Below are 16,424 nucleotides of genomic sequence, written 5' to 3' on the forward strand. Positions count from 1 at the left end.
GGCTGGTACGGCCAGCCCGCGTACTACGCGGACGACGTGTCGCTCACCGGTCCCGGCGGCAGCAGCCCCTCGCCGACCGCCACCCCGACCAGCGCACCGCCCACCACTCCGCCGCCGACCAGCACCCCGCCGACCACTCCGCCGCCCACGACCCCGGCGCCGGGGGACACCTGCCCCACCAAGCCCAAGCCCTCGGGCAAGGTCCTTCAGGGCTACTGGGAGAACTGGGACGGCGCCTCGAACGGCGTCCACCCGGGCATGGGCTGGGCCCCGATCACGGACAGCCGGATCGCCGCGCACGGCTACAACGTCATCAACGCGGCCTTCCCGGTGATCCTGTCGGACGGCACCGTCCAGTGGCAGGACGGAATGGACACCAACGTCAAGGTGTCGACCCCCGCCGAGATGTGCCAGGCCAAGGCCGCCGGCGCGACGATCCTGATGTCCATCGGCGGCGCCGCCGCGGGCATCGACCTGAGCTCCAGCGCCGTCGCCGACAGGTTCGTGGCGACCGTCGTCCCGATCCTCAAGAAGTACAACTTCGACGGGATCGACATCGACGTCGAGACCGGCCTCTCCGGCAGTGGCAGCATCAACACGCTGTCCGCCTCCCAGGCCAACCTGATCCGCATCATCGACGGCGTGCTGGCCCAGATGCCCGCCGGGTTCGGCCTGACCATGGCCCCCGAGACCGCCTACGTCACCGGCGGCAGCGTCACCTACGGCTCGATCTGGGGCGCCTACCTGCCGATCATCAAGAAGTACGTCGACAACGGGCAGCTGTGGTGGCTCAACATGCAGTACTACAACGGCAGCATGTACGGCTGCTCCGGCGACTCCTACCAGGCCGGCACCGTACAGGGCTTCACCGCGCAGACCACCTGCCTGAACAGGGGGCTGACCATCCAGGGCACCACCGTCACCGTGCCCTACGACAAACAGGTGCCCGGCCTGCCGGCCCAACCCGGCGCGGGCGGCGGCTACATGGACCCGGGATCGGTCGGCCAGGCGTGGAGCGCCTTCGGCGGAGCACTGAAGGGGCTGATGACCTGGTCGCTCAACTGGGACGGTTCGAAGGGCTGGACCTTCGGCGACAACGTCAAGTCCCTGCAGGGCCGTTGAGCCATGCACCGAACCGCTGAACCGCTGAACCGCCGAAGCACCGAACCGCCGAAGCACCGAACCGCTGAAGCACCGAACCGCTGAAGCACCGAAGCACTGAACCGCTGAGGCGAACACCGTGCAGCCCGCGCCCCGGCCCCGGAGCGCGGGCTGTCCAGCGCTGCGGCCGGTCAGGGCATGCGGGCCAGGGCACAGGAGATCAGCCGCTCCCAGACCGGCAGGTCGGCTTCGTCCGAGGGCGCCGCGGTGCCGTCCGCCTCGGGCTCCGGCCGCCACAACGAGCAGGGCACCAGGCCCGGTTCGAGCAGTTCGAGGCCGTCGAACAGGCCGAGGATCTCCTCGTCGGTGCGCCAGCGGCCGCGGCCGAAGCTGTCCTGCAGCTTCTGCTCGGCGATCCGGGCCTCCTCGTTCCCGCCGGAGCGGAAGTGCGAGATGTAGACCAGGCTGCCCGGGGGCACCCGGTCCACCCACCAGCGAACCAGCGCGGCGGGATGCTCGGAGTCGTCGAGGTGGTGCAGTACGGCGCTGAAGACCACGGCCACCGGCTCGTTGAAGTCGATCAGGCGCCGCACGTCGGGGTGGTCGCGGATCGACTCCGGCTCGCGCAGGTCCGCCTGGACCAGGGTGCTGCGTCCGGCGGAGCCCAGCAGGGCGCGGCCGTGGGCGAGCACGGTCGGATCGTGGTCGGCGTAGGCGACGCGCGCCCCGGGAGCGTGCCGCAGGGCGACCTGGTGCACGTTGTCGGCGGTCGGCAGGCCGCTGCCCATGTCGACGAACTGCTGGACGCCCTCGCGGACCATCGCGCCCACGGCCCGTACCAGCGCCCGGCGGTTGGCGTGGGCGATCGCCACCGAGCCGGGCAGGTCCCGGAGGAAGAAGTCGCCGATCTCGCGGTCGACGGCGTAGTTCTCCTCGCCGCCGAGCAGGTAGTCGTACACCCGGGCGATGCTCGGCCTCGACCGGTCGGTCAGGGCGCTGCGATCATCGGTCACGGGAGTCGACTCCGTTCCTGAGGGCCGGTGCCGCCCTGATGGTAGGAGAACCGGACGCGGGTGCCGCGCACCTCACGGCGCGTTGGACGGCGTGGGCGGCATCCCGCTCGGTCGGGGCGGTCAGGAGTGGTCGTGCCAGGCGATCGCCGAGATCCGCCGGCCCTCCGGGGTGCGGACGAACCGGAGGGACACGCTGCGTGTGCCGCAGTCCTGCCGGGCAGCTCTTGGGCGGAGGGACGCGGCCGGTCGTACGGCCGCCGATCCGAACCACCTATCCTGCTGTCTGACAGGTTCACGAGCCGATCCTGAGGCCGCCGATGACATGGTGTCAAGTCGTCGTTCGCCGGCTGTTCACTGGTTGGGAACGGCGGCGTTCCGTGATCACCACCCGGGGCCCGTCACGTCGATTCCGCTCGTGTACGGACTCTCGAAGGCGTGCAAGTTCACAAGTGATCGGATTTGATCGGACAGCTTCGGCGAGGCAGGCTCTGTGCGCACAGTGGCGGATCCGCCACTGTCCGGCACGGAGGGAGCCGCATGTCCGGGACTGAGCACACCGAACCGACCGCACACGTCGTCGTCGGGTACACCCCCCATGAGGGTTTCGTCGCCGTCCAACTCAGTCCGCCCCCGGCGGAATACGTGTGGCACGACCGGCGGGCCGAGCACCAGCAGGAACGGTTCGGCCCGGGGAACCGCTACCAGCAGTGGCTGGCCGTCGACCTCGGCACCGGCGCCGTGTGGTTCGGGGACACCGACTGGCGGGCGCCGCAGGAGGATTCCTTCCCGGGGCTCCCGGGGCCTCGGCGGGCCGAGGTCGGGGACGGGGCCCTGCCCTCGCCCGCCGTCCTCGTCCACCCGCTCACCCACCGGGGTTCCGACGGCCAGGGTGCGTGCACGTGGCGGTTCTTCACGGCCGAGGAACTCCATGCGCTGGCCGAGGGAATACTGCCCGTGGTTCAGCGGGTGATCGACTCCCTGCACCGGGTGGGGCCTGCCGGTGACCTGGAGTGGTCCGCCGAGGCCGCCACGGCCTGGTCAGATCTCGAACGGGCCTGCGACCACACGTCCGACGCGACGGGCGCGGTGGTCTGGGCCGGCCCCCGCGCGAGCCGGGTCCCCGGCACGCGGGTGGAGGTGGCGGACTTCCTCGCCCGGAACCCGGAGCTGTGCGATCCGTCCTGGTCGACGGCGACCGACGCGGAACTCGACGCCTACGCCGCCTACGAACCCGTTTCCGGTTACGGAGGCGTTCCGGGGCGGATGTGCGCCCCGGCGCACGTTCAGATCGAGGACGGCTACACGTTCTACGGCCACCGCGCGGCGCTGTACGCCTACCGTGCGGCCGCCTGCGGCGACCGCACGCCGGTCGAAGCCCGGATCTGGCTCCGGACCAGCGACGCCGGGCGCACCGCCTGGGAGGCCGCCAAGGTCGTGGGCGCGAGCCTCGCCGACGCCTCGGACTGCGTGCTCGCCCACCTCGCCGAGACGTTTCGCAGTGCCGCGGGCGACGACGGCGTGGTTCTCACCGGACTGCCGGCCTACCTGTGGCAGGAGCGGGCCGAGGAGAGGGCGGCGGTCGACGAGACGCTCGCCGCCACCGGCGAGGAGCTGAAGCGACTGGAGGAGATGGTCACGGAACTCCGGCGCGTGCGCAACACCGTCCTCACCCGGGTCCTCAGCTGGACCGACGGGCGGGACGACGAGGAGATCGCCGGTCTGGCCGCGACGTCCCCGACGGTCGTCGCCGAGTGGCGTGAACGGCTCACGGCGGACCGGGGCACCCGGCCGGAGTAGGGCCCGTCCGGCGGCCCCGGCGGGAGGCGGCGCCGCGACAGTCGCCCCGGCGGGCGGGGGCCCGGTGACGTTCGGTTCGTCGCGCACGCCTCCACGCCTCAGGAGAGCGCGGCCAGCGCCTGCGCGGCGAGCATCTGCTCCAGGGCCAGCAGGGCGTGCGGGGCGTGCCGGGTGTCGATGCGGACGGCGTAGATGAAACGCGTCAGCTCGGGCTCGGCCAACGGGCGCGCCACGACCTGGGTGGTACCGCGGGGGAGCGCCAGCTGCGGCATGACGGCGACGCACAGGCCCGCGGCCACGAAGCCGAGCACGGTGTTGAAATCGTCCCCCTCGTACTCCAGGCGCGCCCGGAACCCCGGCGTCTTGGCGATCTGGGCGAGCAGTTCCAGGCGCAGCGCTGCTTCCGGAGCCGCGATCCAGGTCTCGGACGCGAGGCTGGCCAGGTCGATGACCTCCCGGTCGGCGAGGTGGTGGCCGGCCGGGACCACCGCCACGACCGGATCCCGCGCGACCAGCGTCCGGCGCAGCGTCCGGGGCGGGGGCTGGGGTATGAAGTCGTAGTCGTAGCTGAGGGTGAGGTCCATGTCTCCGCGCTTGAGGCGGCTGTAGCCCGCTTCGGGCTCCAGTTGGGAGAGGCTGACCCGCACGTCGGGGTACGTCGTGTGCAGCTGCGCAAGCGCCTTCGGGACGATGCTGGTGGCGGCGGAGGCGAAGGCGGCGAGCCGGATCCGCCCGGCTGTGCCGGCGCGCATGGCGTCGAGTTCGACGGAGGCCGCCGCCAGGGCGCTCCTGACACCCTGCTCGGCGTCGAGGAGGACCTCGCCGGCCGGGGTGGGCCGTACGGGCCGGCGCTCCAGCACCCTGAGACCCGTACGGCGTTCGAGTTCGGCGATCTGCTGCGAGACGGCGGGTGCGCTGTAACCCAGCTCACGTGCGGCGGAGTTGAAGGAACCGTGGCGGACCACGGCTTCGAGGGTGGCGAGCAGACGGGGGTCCAGTCTCTGCATGGGGTTAACGCTCACTTAACTGTCGCGAAGACGTCTTTTCTTGTACTTGAAGGTGAACGGCAGCAGGATTCTTGCTTGCGGCCCGGATACGCAAGCCAACGCCTCCGCGCGGTGGCCGATCGCTTCGCCCCGCGGTTTGCGTCCGTGCGCCGCAGCGCCGTGCACCCCCTCCTCCGTCGCCCACCCACCCGAACGCATGGCCGGGTGGGTGGGCGACGGAGGAGACGGCCGTTGACCATAACCCCCAGTCCCGGAAGGAAGCGCCGTGCGCAGGCCCCTCTCCACCGCGAGCGCCCGCCTGGGCCGTGCCTTTCGGCGGAACGCGCGAACTCGAGTTCGCCCCAGTGGAGTTGAGCTTTCACTCCGAGGGTCTTGACATCATCGTACGAATCCCTCAGGATCACCCCGTGAACCTGTCAGACAGCCAGACAGTCAGTCCGGTGCCCCGGCGCGTGAGCGCGATGGAAGCGGTGTTCGGCCATCTCCGCGGTGCCATCGAGCGAGGCGAGTACGCGGTGGGGGACAAGCTCCCCTCCGAAGCGGAGCTCTGCCGCGCCCTGGAGGTCAGCCGGCCCGTGCTGCGGGAGGCGCTCCGAGCGCTCCAGACCATGGGACTGACCGTCTCCAAGACCGGGAAGGGCACCTTCGTCGTGGCGAACACGGTCGAGGACCCCACCTTCGGCGACTACGCGGCCAGCGACCTCCTGGAGGTGCGTCGGCACGTCGAGATCCCGGTCGCCGGGTACGCGGCGCTGCGCCGCACCCCGGAGGACCTGGACTACCTGGCCCACCTGCTCGACCGGATGGAGCGGGAGACCGACACCACGGCGTGGGTCGCCCTGGACACCGTCTTCCACCTGGCAGTGGCCGAAGCCTCCCGCAACCCGGTCTTCCGCAAGGTCATCGAGGAGATCCGCGACGCACTGGCGCGTCAGTCGGCCTTCCTCAACGAGCTCGGCGATCGACGCGAGCAGTCCAACTGCGAGCACCGGGCGATCGTCGAAGCACTGATCGACGGGTCCGAGCCGGACGCGGTGGAAGCCATGTCCCACCACCTGCGCCGCGTCGAGGCGACCCTCACCGACATCGTGCGCCCTCAGCGCACGGACATCCCCCCAACAGAAGGCAGACCCGAGGCGTGAGCGAGCAGTTCCTCAAAGACGAGAAGCGCCCCTCCACCCGTCACGTCGACGCCGGGGACACCGGCTACAGCAAGTCCTTGAAACCCCGGCACGTCAACATGATCGCCATCGGCGGCGCCATCGGCACCGGCCTGTTCCTCGGCGCCGGCGGCCGCCTCGCCGATGCCGGGCCCTCCCTTTTCGTCGCCTACGCGGTGTGCGGGGTGTTCGCGTTCCTCGTCGTGAGAGCGCTCGGTGAACTCGTCCTGTACCGGCCGTCCTCCGGAGCCTTCGTCTCCTACGCCCGGGAGTTCCTGGGCGAGAAGGGGGCGTACACCGCGGGCTGGATGTACTTCCTGAACTGGGCGACCACCGGTATCGCCGACATCACCGCGGTGGCCACGTACGCCCACTACTGGCACCTGTTCTCCGACATCCCGCAGTGGGTGATCGCGCTCGTGGCCCTGGCGGTGGTCCTCACCGTGAACCTCATCTCGGTGCGGATCTTCGGCGAACTGGAGTTCTGGTTCGCCATCGTGAAGGTCAGCGCGCTGGTCGTCTTCATGGGCATCGCGATCGTCCTCCTGGTCACCCGGCACCCGGTGGACGGCACCGTGCCCGGCCCCTCCCTGGTCACCGACAACGGCGGCATCTTCCCCAACGGTCTGCTGCCGATGCTGCTGATCATCCAGGGCGTCGTCTTCGCCTACGCCTCCGTCGAACTGGTCGGCGTCACGGCCGGGGAGACGGAGAACCCCGAGAAGATCATGCCGAAGGCGATCAACTCGATCATGTGGCGGGTGGGCCTGTTCTACGTCGGCTCGGTGCTCCTGCTGTCGATGCTGCTGCCGTGGAACAGGTACACCGCCGGTCAGAGCCCCTTCGTCACCGTGCTGTCCCACATCGGGGTGCCGGCCGCGGGCAGCGTGATGAACCTGGTGGTCCTCACCGCGGCGATGTCCTCGCTCAACTCCGGCCTCTACTCCACCGGCCGCATCCTGCGCTCGATGGCCGTCAACGGCTCGGCCCCGCGCTTCACCGCCCGGATGAGCCGCAGTCAGGTGCCCTACGGCGGCATCCTGCTCACCAGCGGCATGTGCGTCCTCGGCGTGGTCCTCAACTACGTGGTGCCCGCCGACGCGTTCGAGATCGTGCTCAACCTCGCGGCGATCGGCATCCTCGCCACCTGGGGCATGATCATGATCTGCCACCTCTTCTTCTGGCGGAAGACCCGAGCCGGTGAACTGACCCGCCCCGCCTACCGGCTGCCGGGCTCGCCCTGGACGGAGCTCGTGACGCTGGCCTTCCTCGTCACCGTCCTGGTCCTGATGTACGCCGACGGCGGTGCCGGCCGTACCACCGTCCTGTGCGTACCGCTGATCGCCGCCGTGCTGGTCGCCGGCTGGTACGCGATCCGAGGCCGTGCCGGGCGCGCGGCCGCCGGGTCCGACGACTGACAACGGGCGGCGGACCTCGACGCGGAGACGGTTCCGCCGCTGTCGGGGGCCGCCGCCCGGCCGACGAACCGGCAGTGACCCACCATCGATCGAGGCAGTGATGCACAGAAGTACCCCTGCGGACGCACCCGCGATCCGCGAGCCCCGGCACGTCCCCGTGGCCCACGTCACCCGTGGCGGCGTGATCGAGGGAGTCCACCACGGATCCGTCGTCGTCCTCGACGGCGACGGCGCGGTCCGGTTCCGGCTCGGCGACACCGAGGCCGCCTTCTACCCCCGATCCGCCCTCAAGCCGCTCCAGGCCGTCGCCATGGTGCGCGCCGGGCTGCCGCTCGACGGCGAACTCCTCTCCCTCGCGATGGGCAGCCACTCCGGAGAGGAGCGCCACCTCGCGGGCACCCGACGGATCCTCGAACTGGCCGGTCTCGGGGAGGACCACCTGCGCAACGTACCGGACCTCCCGTACGACCCCTCGGTGCGGGACACCTGGGTCCGGAGTGGGCGCCCGCCCTCCCGCCTCGCCCAGAACTGCTCCGGCAAGCACGCCGCGATGCTCTACCTCTGCCGGCTCAACGGCTGGCCGCTGGAGACGTACCTCGACCCCGCGCACCCGCTCCAGATCGCCGTGGCCGAGGTCGTCCAGGAGTTCACCGGCCAGCGCGCCGCCCATGTCAGCGTGGACGGCTGCGGCACCCCGCTGTTCGCCGTCTCCCTGCACGGCCTGGCCCGTGCCGCCGCCCGGATCGCCACGGCGCCCCCGGGCACTCCCGGGTACCGGGTCGCGGACGCGCTGCGCGGTCACCCGGAGATGGCGTCGGGGACCGGACGGGACACGGCCGCGCTGATGCGTGCGGTACCGGGACTGCTCGCCAAGGACGGCTTCGAGGGCGTCCAGATCGCCGCGCTGTCGGACGGCCGCGCCATCGCCGTGAAGATCGCGGACGGGGCGAACCGGGCGCGGATCCCGGTGGCGGCGGCGGCCCTGACGCTGGCGGGCGTCGATCCCCGCCTGCTGGTGGACTGCGCCGGTGAGGCGACGTCGGGCGGCGGCCGGCGCGTCGGCAGCGTACGGCCGGTACCGGCGCTGGCCCCGCACACCCTCACCCGTCCCGCGTGACCGACCCCCGACCCGTGACCACCCCACCTCAGGAAGAGGACCCGCACACGATGACGACCGCCACCCGGAGCGAACACGACCTGCTCGGTGACCGCGACGTCCCCGCCGACGCCTACTGGGGCGTCCACACCCTGCGCGCGACCGAGAACTTCCCGATCACGGGCACGCCCATCTCCACGTACCCGCACCTGATCGACGCCCTCGCCGCCGTCAAGGAGGCCGCCGCCCTCGCCAACGAGGAACTCGGCCTGCTGGAGCCCCGGAAGGCCGCCGCGATCGTCGCCGCCTGCCGGGAGATACGCGGCGGAAAGCTGCACGACCAGTTCGTCGTCGACGTCATCCAGGGCGGCGCCGGCACCTCGACCAACATGAACGCCAACGAGGTCGTCGCCAACCGGGGGCTGGAGCTGCTGGGACACGCCAAGGGCGAGTACCCGCACCTGCACCCCAACGAGGACGTCAACCTCGGCCAGTCCACCAACGACGTCTACCCGACCGCCGTCCGGATCGCCACCGTCTACGCGGTGCGTGGCCTGCTCGACGCGATGGCCGTCCTCCAGGACGCCTTCGCCCGCAAGGCCGTCGAGTTCCGGGAGGTCCTGAAGATGGGCCGCACGCAGTTGCAGGACGCCGTGCCGATGACCCTCGGTCAGGAGTTCTCGGCTTTCGCGGTCATGCTGGACGAGGACCGCAGCCGGCTCGCGGAGGCCGTGGAGCTGATCTACGAGATCAACCTCGGCGCCACCGCGATCGGCACGGGCCTCAACGCTCCGGCCGGATACGCCGAGGCAGCCCGCCGCCACCTCGCGGACATCTGCGGGCTGCCCCTGGTCACCGCCGCCAACCTGGTCGAGGCCACCCAGGACTGCGGCGCGTTCGTCCAGATGTCCGGCGTGCTCAAGCGCATCGCCGTCAAGCTGTCGAAGACCTGCAACGACCTACGACTGCTCTCCTCCGGGCCGCGGGCGGGCCTGGGCGAGATCAACCTGCCGCCGGTGCAGGCCGGTTCGAGCATCATGCCCGGCAAGGTGAACCCGGTGATCCCCGAGGTCGTCAACCAGGTCGCCTTCGAGGTGATCGGCAACGACGTCGCGGTCACCATGGCCGCCGAGGCGGGCCAGCTCCAGCTCAACGCCTTCGAGCCGATCATCCTGCACTCGCTGTCGGAGTCGATCACCCATCTGCGCGCCGCCTGCCTCACCCTGGCCGAGCGCTGCGTCGTCGGCATCACCGCCAACACCGAGGTGCTGCGCGCGACCGTCGAGAACTCCATCGGCCTCGTCACCGCCCTCAACCCGCACATCGGGTACACGGCCGCCACCGAGATCGCCAAGGAGGCCCTCGCCAGCGGCCGCGGCGTGGCCGAACTCGTTCTGGAGAAGGGCCTGTTGCCGGCAGAGCGGCTCGCCGCCCTGCTGCGGCCCGAGGTGATCGCGGGCAGCGGAGCCCCCGCCGCCTGACGAACCAGGAAGGGCCGAACGACGCGCCGCCGCACCGGAGTTCGGTGCGGCGGCGCGCTGCTCGGTCCCGGTGGACGACGACGGCTCAGCGTTCCGACATGCGCGACATGACCTCGGCACGCGCGGTCGCGGCGTCGTCGGCGAGCAGGGCCAGCCCGGCGAGTTCGCGGCACTGCGCGAGAGTGTGGGCGGCCAGCGCCGCCCGCAGCCCGGGGAGGGAGACAGGCGCGGCGGACAGGCTGGTGATCCCGAGGCCGACCAGCACCAGGGCGAGTGCCGGGTCGGCGGCGGCCTCGCCGCAGACGCCGATCGGACGGCCGTGCCCGGCCGCCGACCGCGCCGCGGTGGCGACCAGTTCGAGCAGGGCGGGCTGCCAGGGGTCGAGCAACTCGGCGAGGTCGCCGAGCGTCCGGTCGGCCGCGAAGGCGTACTGGGCCAGGTCGTTGGTGCCGACGCTGAAGAAGTCGCAGGACTCGGCCAGTCGGTCGGCGCGCAGGGCGGCCGCCGGGACCTCGATCATGGCACCGGCCATCGGCAGGCCGTGCGCGCGGGCCCGGGCGGCGAACTCGGCGGCCTCACGCGGGACGGACACCATCGGGGCCATCACCCAGACCTGCGCGGTGCTGTCCCGGGCGGCTTCGGCGATCGCGGCGAGCTGGGTCTCCAGGAGCTGCGGATCGCGCACGGCGGTCCGCAGACCGCGCACGCCCAGCGCGGGGTTCTGCTCGTCGGCGGAGAGGACGAAGGGCAGCGGTTTGTCGGCGCCCGCGTCCAGCGTGCGCACGACCACCCGGCGGCCGGCGAACGCCGCGAAGGTCTTCCGGTAGGCGGCGGCCTGTTCGGCGAGGCCCGGAGCCTCGGCGCGGTCCAGGAAGAGGAACTCGGTACGGAACAGCCCCACCCCCTCGGCGTCGGCAGCGGCCGCGCCGGCCAGTTCGTGCGGCGCGCCCAGATTGACCAGCAGAGAGACCGGGTGGCCGTCCGCGGTGCGGCCGGGCCCCTGGAACCCGGCCAGCAGCTCGCGGCGCCGGTGCTCGTGCGCGGCGGCCCGCTCGACCGCTTCCGGACTCGGGTCGGGCTCGACCACGCCGTCCGCGCCGTGCACCAGGACCTGCTGTCCGTCCGCCAGTTCCGAGGCGCCCGTGCAGCCGACCACCGCGGGCACGCCGAGGGCCTTGGCGAGGATGGCCGTGTGGCTGGTCGGTCCGCCGCGAACGGTGACCAGGGCCAGCACCCGTTCGGGATCGAGCAGCGCGGTGTCGGCGGGCGCCAGGTCCTCGGCGACCAGGACGTACGGGTGCCCGGGGTCGGGCAGGCCCGGCGTCGGCAGGCCGAGCAGGTGGGCCACCGCGCGGTCGCGCAGGTCGTCCAGGTCGGGGGCGCGTTCCGCGAAGTAGCCGCCGGCGGCGACCAGCGCGGCGCGGAAGCCGTCGAAGGCGGTGGCGAGCGCGTGGGCGCCGTCGGTGCCCTGCTCGGCGAGCCCGGCGGCCCGGTCGGCGAGCGCGGGGTCGGCGGCCATCATGGTCAAGGCCGAGAGCACCTGGGAGCCGGTGCCGCTCGTACGGGCGGCGCGCTCCTCCAGGTCGGTGACGACCGCACCGAGGGCGGCGCGGACCGCCGCCGCCTCGGCCGCCGGGTCGGCGACGGCCCTCGGCGCGGGCAGTGCCGGGACGGGTGCCATGCGGGCGACCGGGCCCGCCGCGCCGCCGGTGCCGACGCCGATCCCGCGCATCAGGTCCCTCACGCCGCGGCGTCGAGGTCGGAGGAGAGCAGGTCGGCGAGCGCCTCGAGCGCCTCCTCGGCCCCGTCGCCGGAGGCGGTGAGCTCCAGGGTGTCGCCGCATCGGGCGGCCAGGGCGAGGACGGACAGCAGACTGCGGGCGTCGACCGGGGCCTGGCCGGGGCGGCCGACGGTGACCTTGGCCTGCCGGCGGGAAGCGGCCTGGACGAACAGGGATGCCGGGCGGGCGTGCAGACCGCTGCTGGAGCCGACGGTGATCTGGATCGAGGGCATGGGGAGTCCTTGGGGGGAGATGGAGAAGACGGTCGCCGGCCCGGGTGGGAACCGGGTCGGTGGGAGGGCGGATCCGGTGGCCCGCGCGAAGGGTGAAGCGCGGGCCACCGGGGCCGGGTGCCTGGTACTCGCATACGGGGGCGGTCGCGGAGACCGGGCACCCTGTGGTTTCACACCCGTTTGAGCGTTGTTTCGGTTGGTTCTACGCCCGGTTACGCGGAGATGTCAACACATTCGGGCGCAATCCACGAATCCGGCGAGAGGTGGAACGACCTCTTGCTTTTCGGTCCGAAGCGCGTATGGTCGGGCTTCACCAGGCGTAAACGGACATGAAACGGACCCGAACCCACATGTATGCACCGGAGCGGCAGCAACAGATCCTCCGCCTCGCCCAGGAGCGGGGCAGGGTGGACGTGCCGACGCTGGCCGAGGACTTCGGCGTCACGCAGGAGACCATCCGGCGTGACCTGAGCGCCTTGGACCGGGCCGGTCTGCTGCACCGGGTGCACGGCGGGGCGCTTCCCGTCGGCGCGCTGCACCTGGAACCCGGCCTGGCCGAACGGGACTCCACCGCCGCGGCCGAGAAGGAGCGCATCGCCAGGGCCGCCCTGGCCCTGCTGCCCGGCGAGGGCAGCGTGATCCTGGACGCCGGGACGACCGTCTCCCGGCTGGCCGCCCTGCTGCCCGTCGACTGTGCCCTCACCGTCGTCACCAACGCCCTCCCGGTCGCGGCCCGGCTGGCCGACCACCCCGCGCTCGCCCTGCACCTCGTCGGCGGGCGGCTGCGCCACCGCACCCAGGCGGCCGTCGACGCCTGGGCGCTGCGCGACCTGGCCGACATCCACGCGGACGTCGCGGTGGTCGCGACCAACGGCTTCTCCCCGGAGGGCGGCCTGTCGACGCCGGACCTCGCCGAGGCCGCCGTCAAGCGGGCGATGCTCGCCGGGGCACGCCGAGTGGTCCTGGTGGCCGATTCCTCCAAGTACGGCGCCCGCCATTTCGCCCGGTTCGGCTCGCTGGACCAGGTCGACGTGCTGGTCACGGACACTGGACTGACCGACGAGCAGACCACCGAGATCGAGAACCACGGACCGGAAGTCATCCGCGCATGATCGTCACCATCACCCCGAACCCCAGTCTCGATCGCACCTACGAGCTGCCGACACTCACCCCGGGCGAGGTCAACCGCGCCGCGCACGATCGGCTCGATCCCGGCGGCAAGGGCGTCAACGTCTCCCGGGCGCTGACCGCCGCGGGCCACCGCACCACGGCCGTCCTGCCGCTCGGCGGCCTCTCCGGCGGTTTGCTCTCCGATCTGCTGCGACGCCAGGGCATCGACGTGGCGGCCGTCACCATCGCGGGCGACACCAGGATCAACGTCTCGATCGCCGAGGACGGCGGCGGCCTCACGAAGATCAACGCGGTGGGCCCAGAGCTCAGCGCCGCCGAGTCGGCAGCGCTGCTGGCGCTCGTCCGAGACACCCAGCGGATCGGACGGGGCACCGGCAACGACGTCGACTGGCTGGCCTGCTGCGGCAGCCTGCCGCGCGGGCTGGCGCCCGAGTGGTACGCCCAGCTCGTGGCCCAGGTGCACTCGGGCGGCGCCCGGATCGCCCTGGACACCTCCGGCCCCGCGCTGCTCGCCGCGCTCTCGGCCCGTCCCGACGTGGTCAAGCCCAACCGGGAGGAGCTCGCCGAGGCGGTGGGCCGCCAGGTCACCACCGTCGGCGACGCCGTGGACGCGGCCGGGGAACTGCGCAAGCGCGGTGCCCAGCAGGTCCTGGCCAGCCTCGGTGCGGACGGGATGCTGCTGATCGCCGAGGAGGGCAGCTGGTTCGGCAGCGCACCGGTCGCCGTCGTGCGCAGCGACGTGGGAGCGGGCGACGCCTCGCTCGCGGGCTTCCTCGGAGCCGGTGGCACCGGCCCCGAGGCACTGGCGGCGGCACTGGCGCACGGCGCCGCCGCCGTGCAACTGCCGGGGAGCGTCATGCCGACCCCGGCCGATCTGGACCCGGCCGCCGTGGTCGTGACGGCGGACATCCCGCTCGAACGACCGCTCCGCGGTTGAGAACGGCCTCCAGCCGGAGGCAGCACGCCCGACCGTGTGGGACGGAACGGCGACCATTCCCGGGGGCAAGGGAAGACTGTCAGGCACCAGTTGAAGGACCGACACGATGAGCGACACCAGCGGACTGACCACACCCGCACTCGTTGATCTCCACCTCGCCCCGACGGACAAGGGCGAAGCCCTCCGCTCCCTCGCCCAGCGGCTGGTCGCCGAGGGCCGGGTGACCGACCTCGACGGCTTCCTCGCCGACGTGGCCGCCCGCGAGGCCCAGGCCCCGACCGGGATGGGGGACGGGATCGGCATCCCGCACTGCAGATCGGCACACGTCACCCGGCCGAGCCTGGCCTTCGGCCGCAGTACCAGGGGCGTGGACTTCGACGCCCCGGACGGACGGCCGGCCGACCTGGTCTTCATGATCGCCGCGCCGGCCGGTGCGGACGACACCCATCTGCAGATCCTCGCCGCGCTGGCCCGCCGACTGATGGACCCCGCCTTCACCGGTGCCCTCCGCGACGCCGGGAGCCCGGGCGCGGTCGCGGCCCTGATCAACGGCGAGGAGGTGCCGGCCGTCGCTCCGGAGGCGGCTCCGGCCCCGTCCCCGGCTCCGGCCCCCGAGGCGGCCGCTCCGCACGGCGAGCTGCGGCTGGTCGCCGTGACCTCCTGCCCGACCGGCATCGCCCACACCTACATGGCGGCCAAGGCCCTCGAACTGGCCGCCGCCCGGGCGGGTGCGCGGATCGAGGTCGAGACCCAGGGGTCGGCCGGGACGACGGTGCTCGCGCCCGAGGTGATCGCGGCCGCCGACGCGGTGATCCTGGCCCATGACGTCGAGGTCCGGGACCGCGCCCGCTTCGCCGGCAAGCCGACCGTGGACGTGGGGGTGAAGGCCGCCGTCAACCGCGCCGACGACCTGATCGCCCAGGCCGCAGGACTGGTCGCCGAGTACGGCGGGGGTACACGTCCCACCGGTGCACCGGTTCCCGGTCCGCGCACTCCGGCGGGTGAGCACTGGGCCCAGCGGCTGCGCAAGTACCTGATGACGGGCGTCAGTTACATGATCCCCTTCGTGGCGGCCGGTGGTCTGCTGATCGCCCTCGCCTTTGCCGTCGGCGGCTACGAGATCGCCTCCGCGCCGTCCGTGCTGGGCCACTTCGACTGGACTTCCTCGCACAGCTGGGCGGCGATGCTGTTCCAGACCGGCAAGGCCTCCTTCGGCTTCCTCGTCCCGATCCTCTCCGGGTACATCGCCTGGGCGATCGCCGACCGGGCGGCACTGGCCGCAGGCATCGCCGGCGGCGCCGTCTCGGTGGCGGTCGGCGCGGGCTTCCTCGGCGGCATCGTGTCAGGTCTGGCCGCGGGCTTCCTGGTGCTGTGGATGATCCGCTGGAACGTGCCGCGCGCGGTCAGGGGCATCATGCCGGTCGTGGTGATCCCGCTGGTGTCGGTGGCGGTGGTCGGCTTCCTGATGTTCGTGGTGGTCGGCTCGCCCATCGCCTCGGCGATGAACGGCCTGACCGACTGGCTGAACGGCCTCTCCGGCTCCAACGCGGTCCTGCTCGGCGCGCTGCTCGGCGCGATGATGGCCTTCGACATGGGCGGTCCGCTGAACAAGGTCGCCTACACCTTCGCGGCCGGTGCGCTCACCACGGCGGGCACCACTCCGGACGCCGGCAGCCTCAAGGTGATGGCCGCCGTGATGGCCGCCGGCATGACCCCGCCGCTGGGCATGGCCCTGGCCACCGTCGTCCGGCGCAAGCTGTTCACCGCCGAGGAGCGGGAGAACGGCAAGGCGGCCTGGGTGCTCGGAGCCTCGTTCATCACCGAGGGCGCGATCCCGTTCGCGGCGGCGGACCCGCTGCGGGTCATCCCGGCGAGCATCGTCGGCAGCATGACGGCGGGCGGACTGGTGATGGCCTTCGGCTCCACCCTGCGGGCCCCGCACGGCGGGATCTGGGTGCTCCCGCTGATCGGCAGCCCGGTCCTGTACCTGCTCGCGGTCGTGGCGGGCACGGTGCTCACCGCGGCGGTGGTCGTCCTGCTCAAGGGGATGCGGAAGGGGGTCGCCGCGGAGGTTCCGGAATCCCCCGTTGCCGAGAAGGGGCTGGCCGGCGTCTGATCCGACGGGCCGTGCGGTGAGCCCTGACCGGGCCGGTCCGCCGGCCCGGTCAGAGCTCGGCCGGTGCAGGGCGCCCGCTCTCACGAGCGGGCGCCCGCTCCGTTTCCGGGCCGCGGACCGGCACCCGGTGGGGCCGACCGCGGACCACCGGTTC

13 protein-coding genes are annotated in these 16,424 nt (G+C 72.4%); 9 read left to right on the top strand and 4 right to left on the bottom strand.

Features of this window, described 5'->3' with window-relative positions:
- Positions 1-36 precede the first annotated feature (36 nt).
- Positions 37-1,122, top strand: coding sequence for a chitinase (locus tag BOQ63_RS40665; protein ID WP_370863215.1), 1,086 nt, complete (start codon positions 37-39; stop codon positions 1,120-1,122).
- Between the two features lie 170 nt (positions 1,123-1,292).
- On the opposite strand, the gene BOQ63_RS40670 is transcribed toward BOQ63_RS40665, so the two are convergent.
- Positions 1,293-2,114, bottom strand: a complete 822-nt coding sequence (locus BOQ63_RS40670) for an SAM-dependent methyltransferase (RefSeq protein ID WP_072655982.1) — start codon at positions 2,112-2,114, stop codon at positions 1,293-1,295.
- Between the two features lie 537 nt (positions 2,115-2,651).
- Between BOQ63_RS40670 and BOQ63_RS40675 the strand changes: the two genes are divergently transcribed.
- Positions 2,652-3,911 (top strand): hypothetical protein, encoded by a 1,260-nt coding sequence (locus tag BOQ63_RS40675; protein ID WP_030279209.1) that lies wholly within the window; start codon positions 2,652-2,654, stop codon positions 3,909-3,911.
- 98 nt (positions 3,912-4,009) lie between these two features.
- Here the strand turns inward: BOQ63_RS40675 and BOQ63_RS40680 are convergent, their stop codons facing one another.
- Complete coding sequence (locus BOQ63_RS40680; protein WP_050367055.1) at positions 4,010-4,918, bottom strand: LysR family transcriptional regulator; 909 nt, start codon at positions 4,916-4,918, stop codon at positions 4,010-4,012.
- 461 nt (positions 4,919-5,379) lie between these two features.
- On the opposite strand from BOQ63_RS40680, the gene BOQ63_RS40685 reads away from it, so the two are divergent.
- The 4 genes from BOQ63_RS40685 (at position 5,380) to aspA (ending at position 10,073) form a co-directional block, all read left to right on the top strand.
- The gene (locus BOQ63_RS40685) at positions 5,380-6,060 is read left to right on the top strand and encodes a FadR/GntR family transcriptional regulator (protein ID WP_072656472.1); all 681 of its coding nucleotides are present in this window, start codon (positions 5,380-5,382) and stop codon (positions 6,058-6,060) included.
- Positions 6,057-7,496 carry an amino acid permease gene (locus BOQ63_RS40690; RefSeq protein WP_072655983.1) on the top strand — a complete coding sequence of 480 codons (1,440 nt, stop codon included), beginning with the start codon at positions 6,057-6,059 and terminating at the stop codon, positions 7,494-7,496. The genes BOQ63_RS40685 and BOQ63_RS40690 overlap by 4 nt, the downstream gene beginning before the upstream one ends.
- Positions 7,497-7,596: 100 nt before the next feature.
- Positions 7,597-8,613 carry an asparaginase gene (locus tag BOQ63_RS40695; protein ID WP_072655984.1) on the top strand — a complete coding sequence of 339 codons (1,017 nt, stop codon included), beginning with the start codon at positions 7,597-7,599 and terminating at the stop codon, positions 8,611-8,613.
- A 50-nt stretch (positions 8,614-8,663) separates the two neighbouring features.
- On the top strand, positions 8,664-10,073 hold the full coding sequence (aspA, locus tag BOQ63_RS40700) for an aspartate ammonia-lyase (RefSeq protein WP_072655985.1): 1,410 nt from the start codon (positions 8,664-8,666) through the stop codon (positions 10,071-10,073).
- Between the two features lie 85 nt (positions 10,074-10,158).
- Here the strand turns inward: aspA and BOQ63_RS40705 are convergent, their stop codons facing one another.
- On the bottom strand, positions 10,159-11,805 hold the full coding sequence (locus tag BOQ63_RS40705) for a putative PEP-binding protein (protein ID WP_454131761.1): 1,647 nt from the start codon (positions 11,803-11,805) through the stop codon (positions 10,159-10,161).
- A gap of 8 nt (positions 11,806-11,813) precedes the next feature.
- The gene (locus tag BOQ63_RS40710) at positions 11,814-12,086 is read right to left on the bottom strand and encodes an HPr family phosphocarrier protein (RefSeq protein WP_030279216.1); all 273 of its coding nucleotides are present in this window, start codon (positions 12,084-12,086) and stop codon (positions 11,814-11,816) included.
- A 350-nt stretch (positions 12,087-12,436) separates the two neighbouring features.
- On the opposite strand from BOQ63_RS40710, the gene BOQ63_RS40715 reads away from it, so the two are divergent.
- The 3 genes from BOQ63_RS40715 (at position 12,437) to BOQ63_RS40725 (ending at position 16,270) form a co-directional block, all read left to right on the top strand.
- Entirely contained in the window at positions 12,437-13,198 is a 762-nt protein-coding gene (locus BOQ63_RS40715; RefSeq protein WP_030279217.1) for a DeoR/GlpR family DNA-binding transcription regulator, read from the top strand.
- Positions 13,195-14,154, top strand: coding sequence for a 1-phosphofructokinase (pfkB, locus tag BOQ63_RS40720; RefSeq protein WP_030279218.1), 960 nt, complete (start codon positions 13,195-13,197; stop codon positions 14,152-14,154). The genes BOQ63_RS40715 and pfkB overlap by 4 nt, the downstream gene beginning before the upstream one ends.
- 106 nt (positions 14,155-14,260) lie before the next feature.
- Complete coding sequence (locus tag BOQ63_RS40725) at positions 14,261-16,270, top strand: PTS fructose transporter subunit IIABC (protein ID WP_072655986.1); 2,010 nt, start codon at positions 14,261-14,263, stop codon at positions 16,268-16,270.
- Positions 16,271-16,424 lie beyond the last annotated feature (154 nt).

Origin of the sequence: Streptomyces viridifaciens, assembly GCF_001888885.2 — a bacterium.
Classification (GTDB): Bacteria; Actinomycetota; Actinomycetes; order Streptomycetales; family Streptomycetaceae; genus Kitasatospora; species Kitasatospora aureofaciens.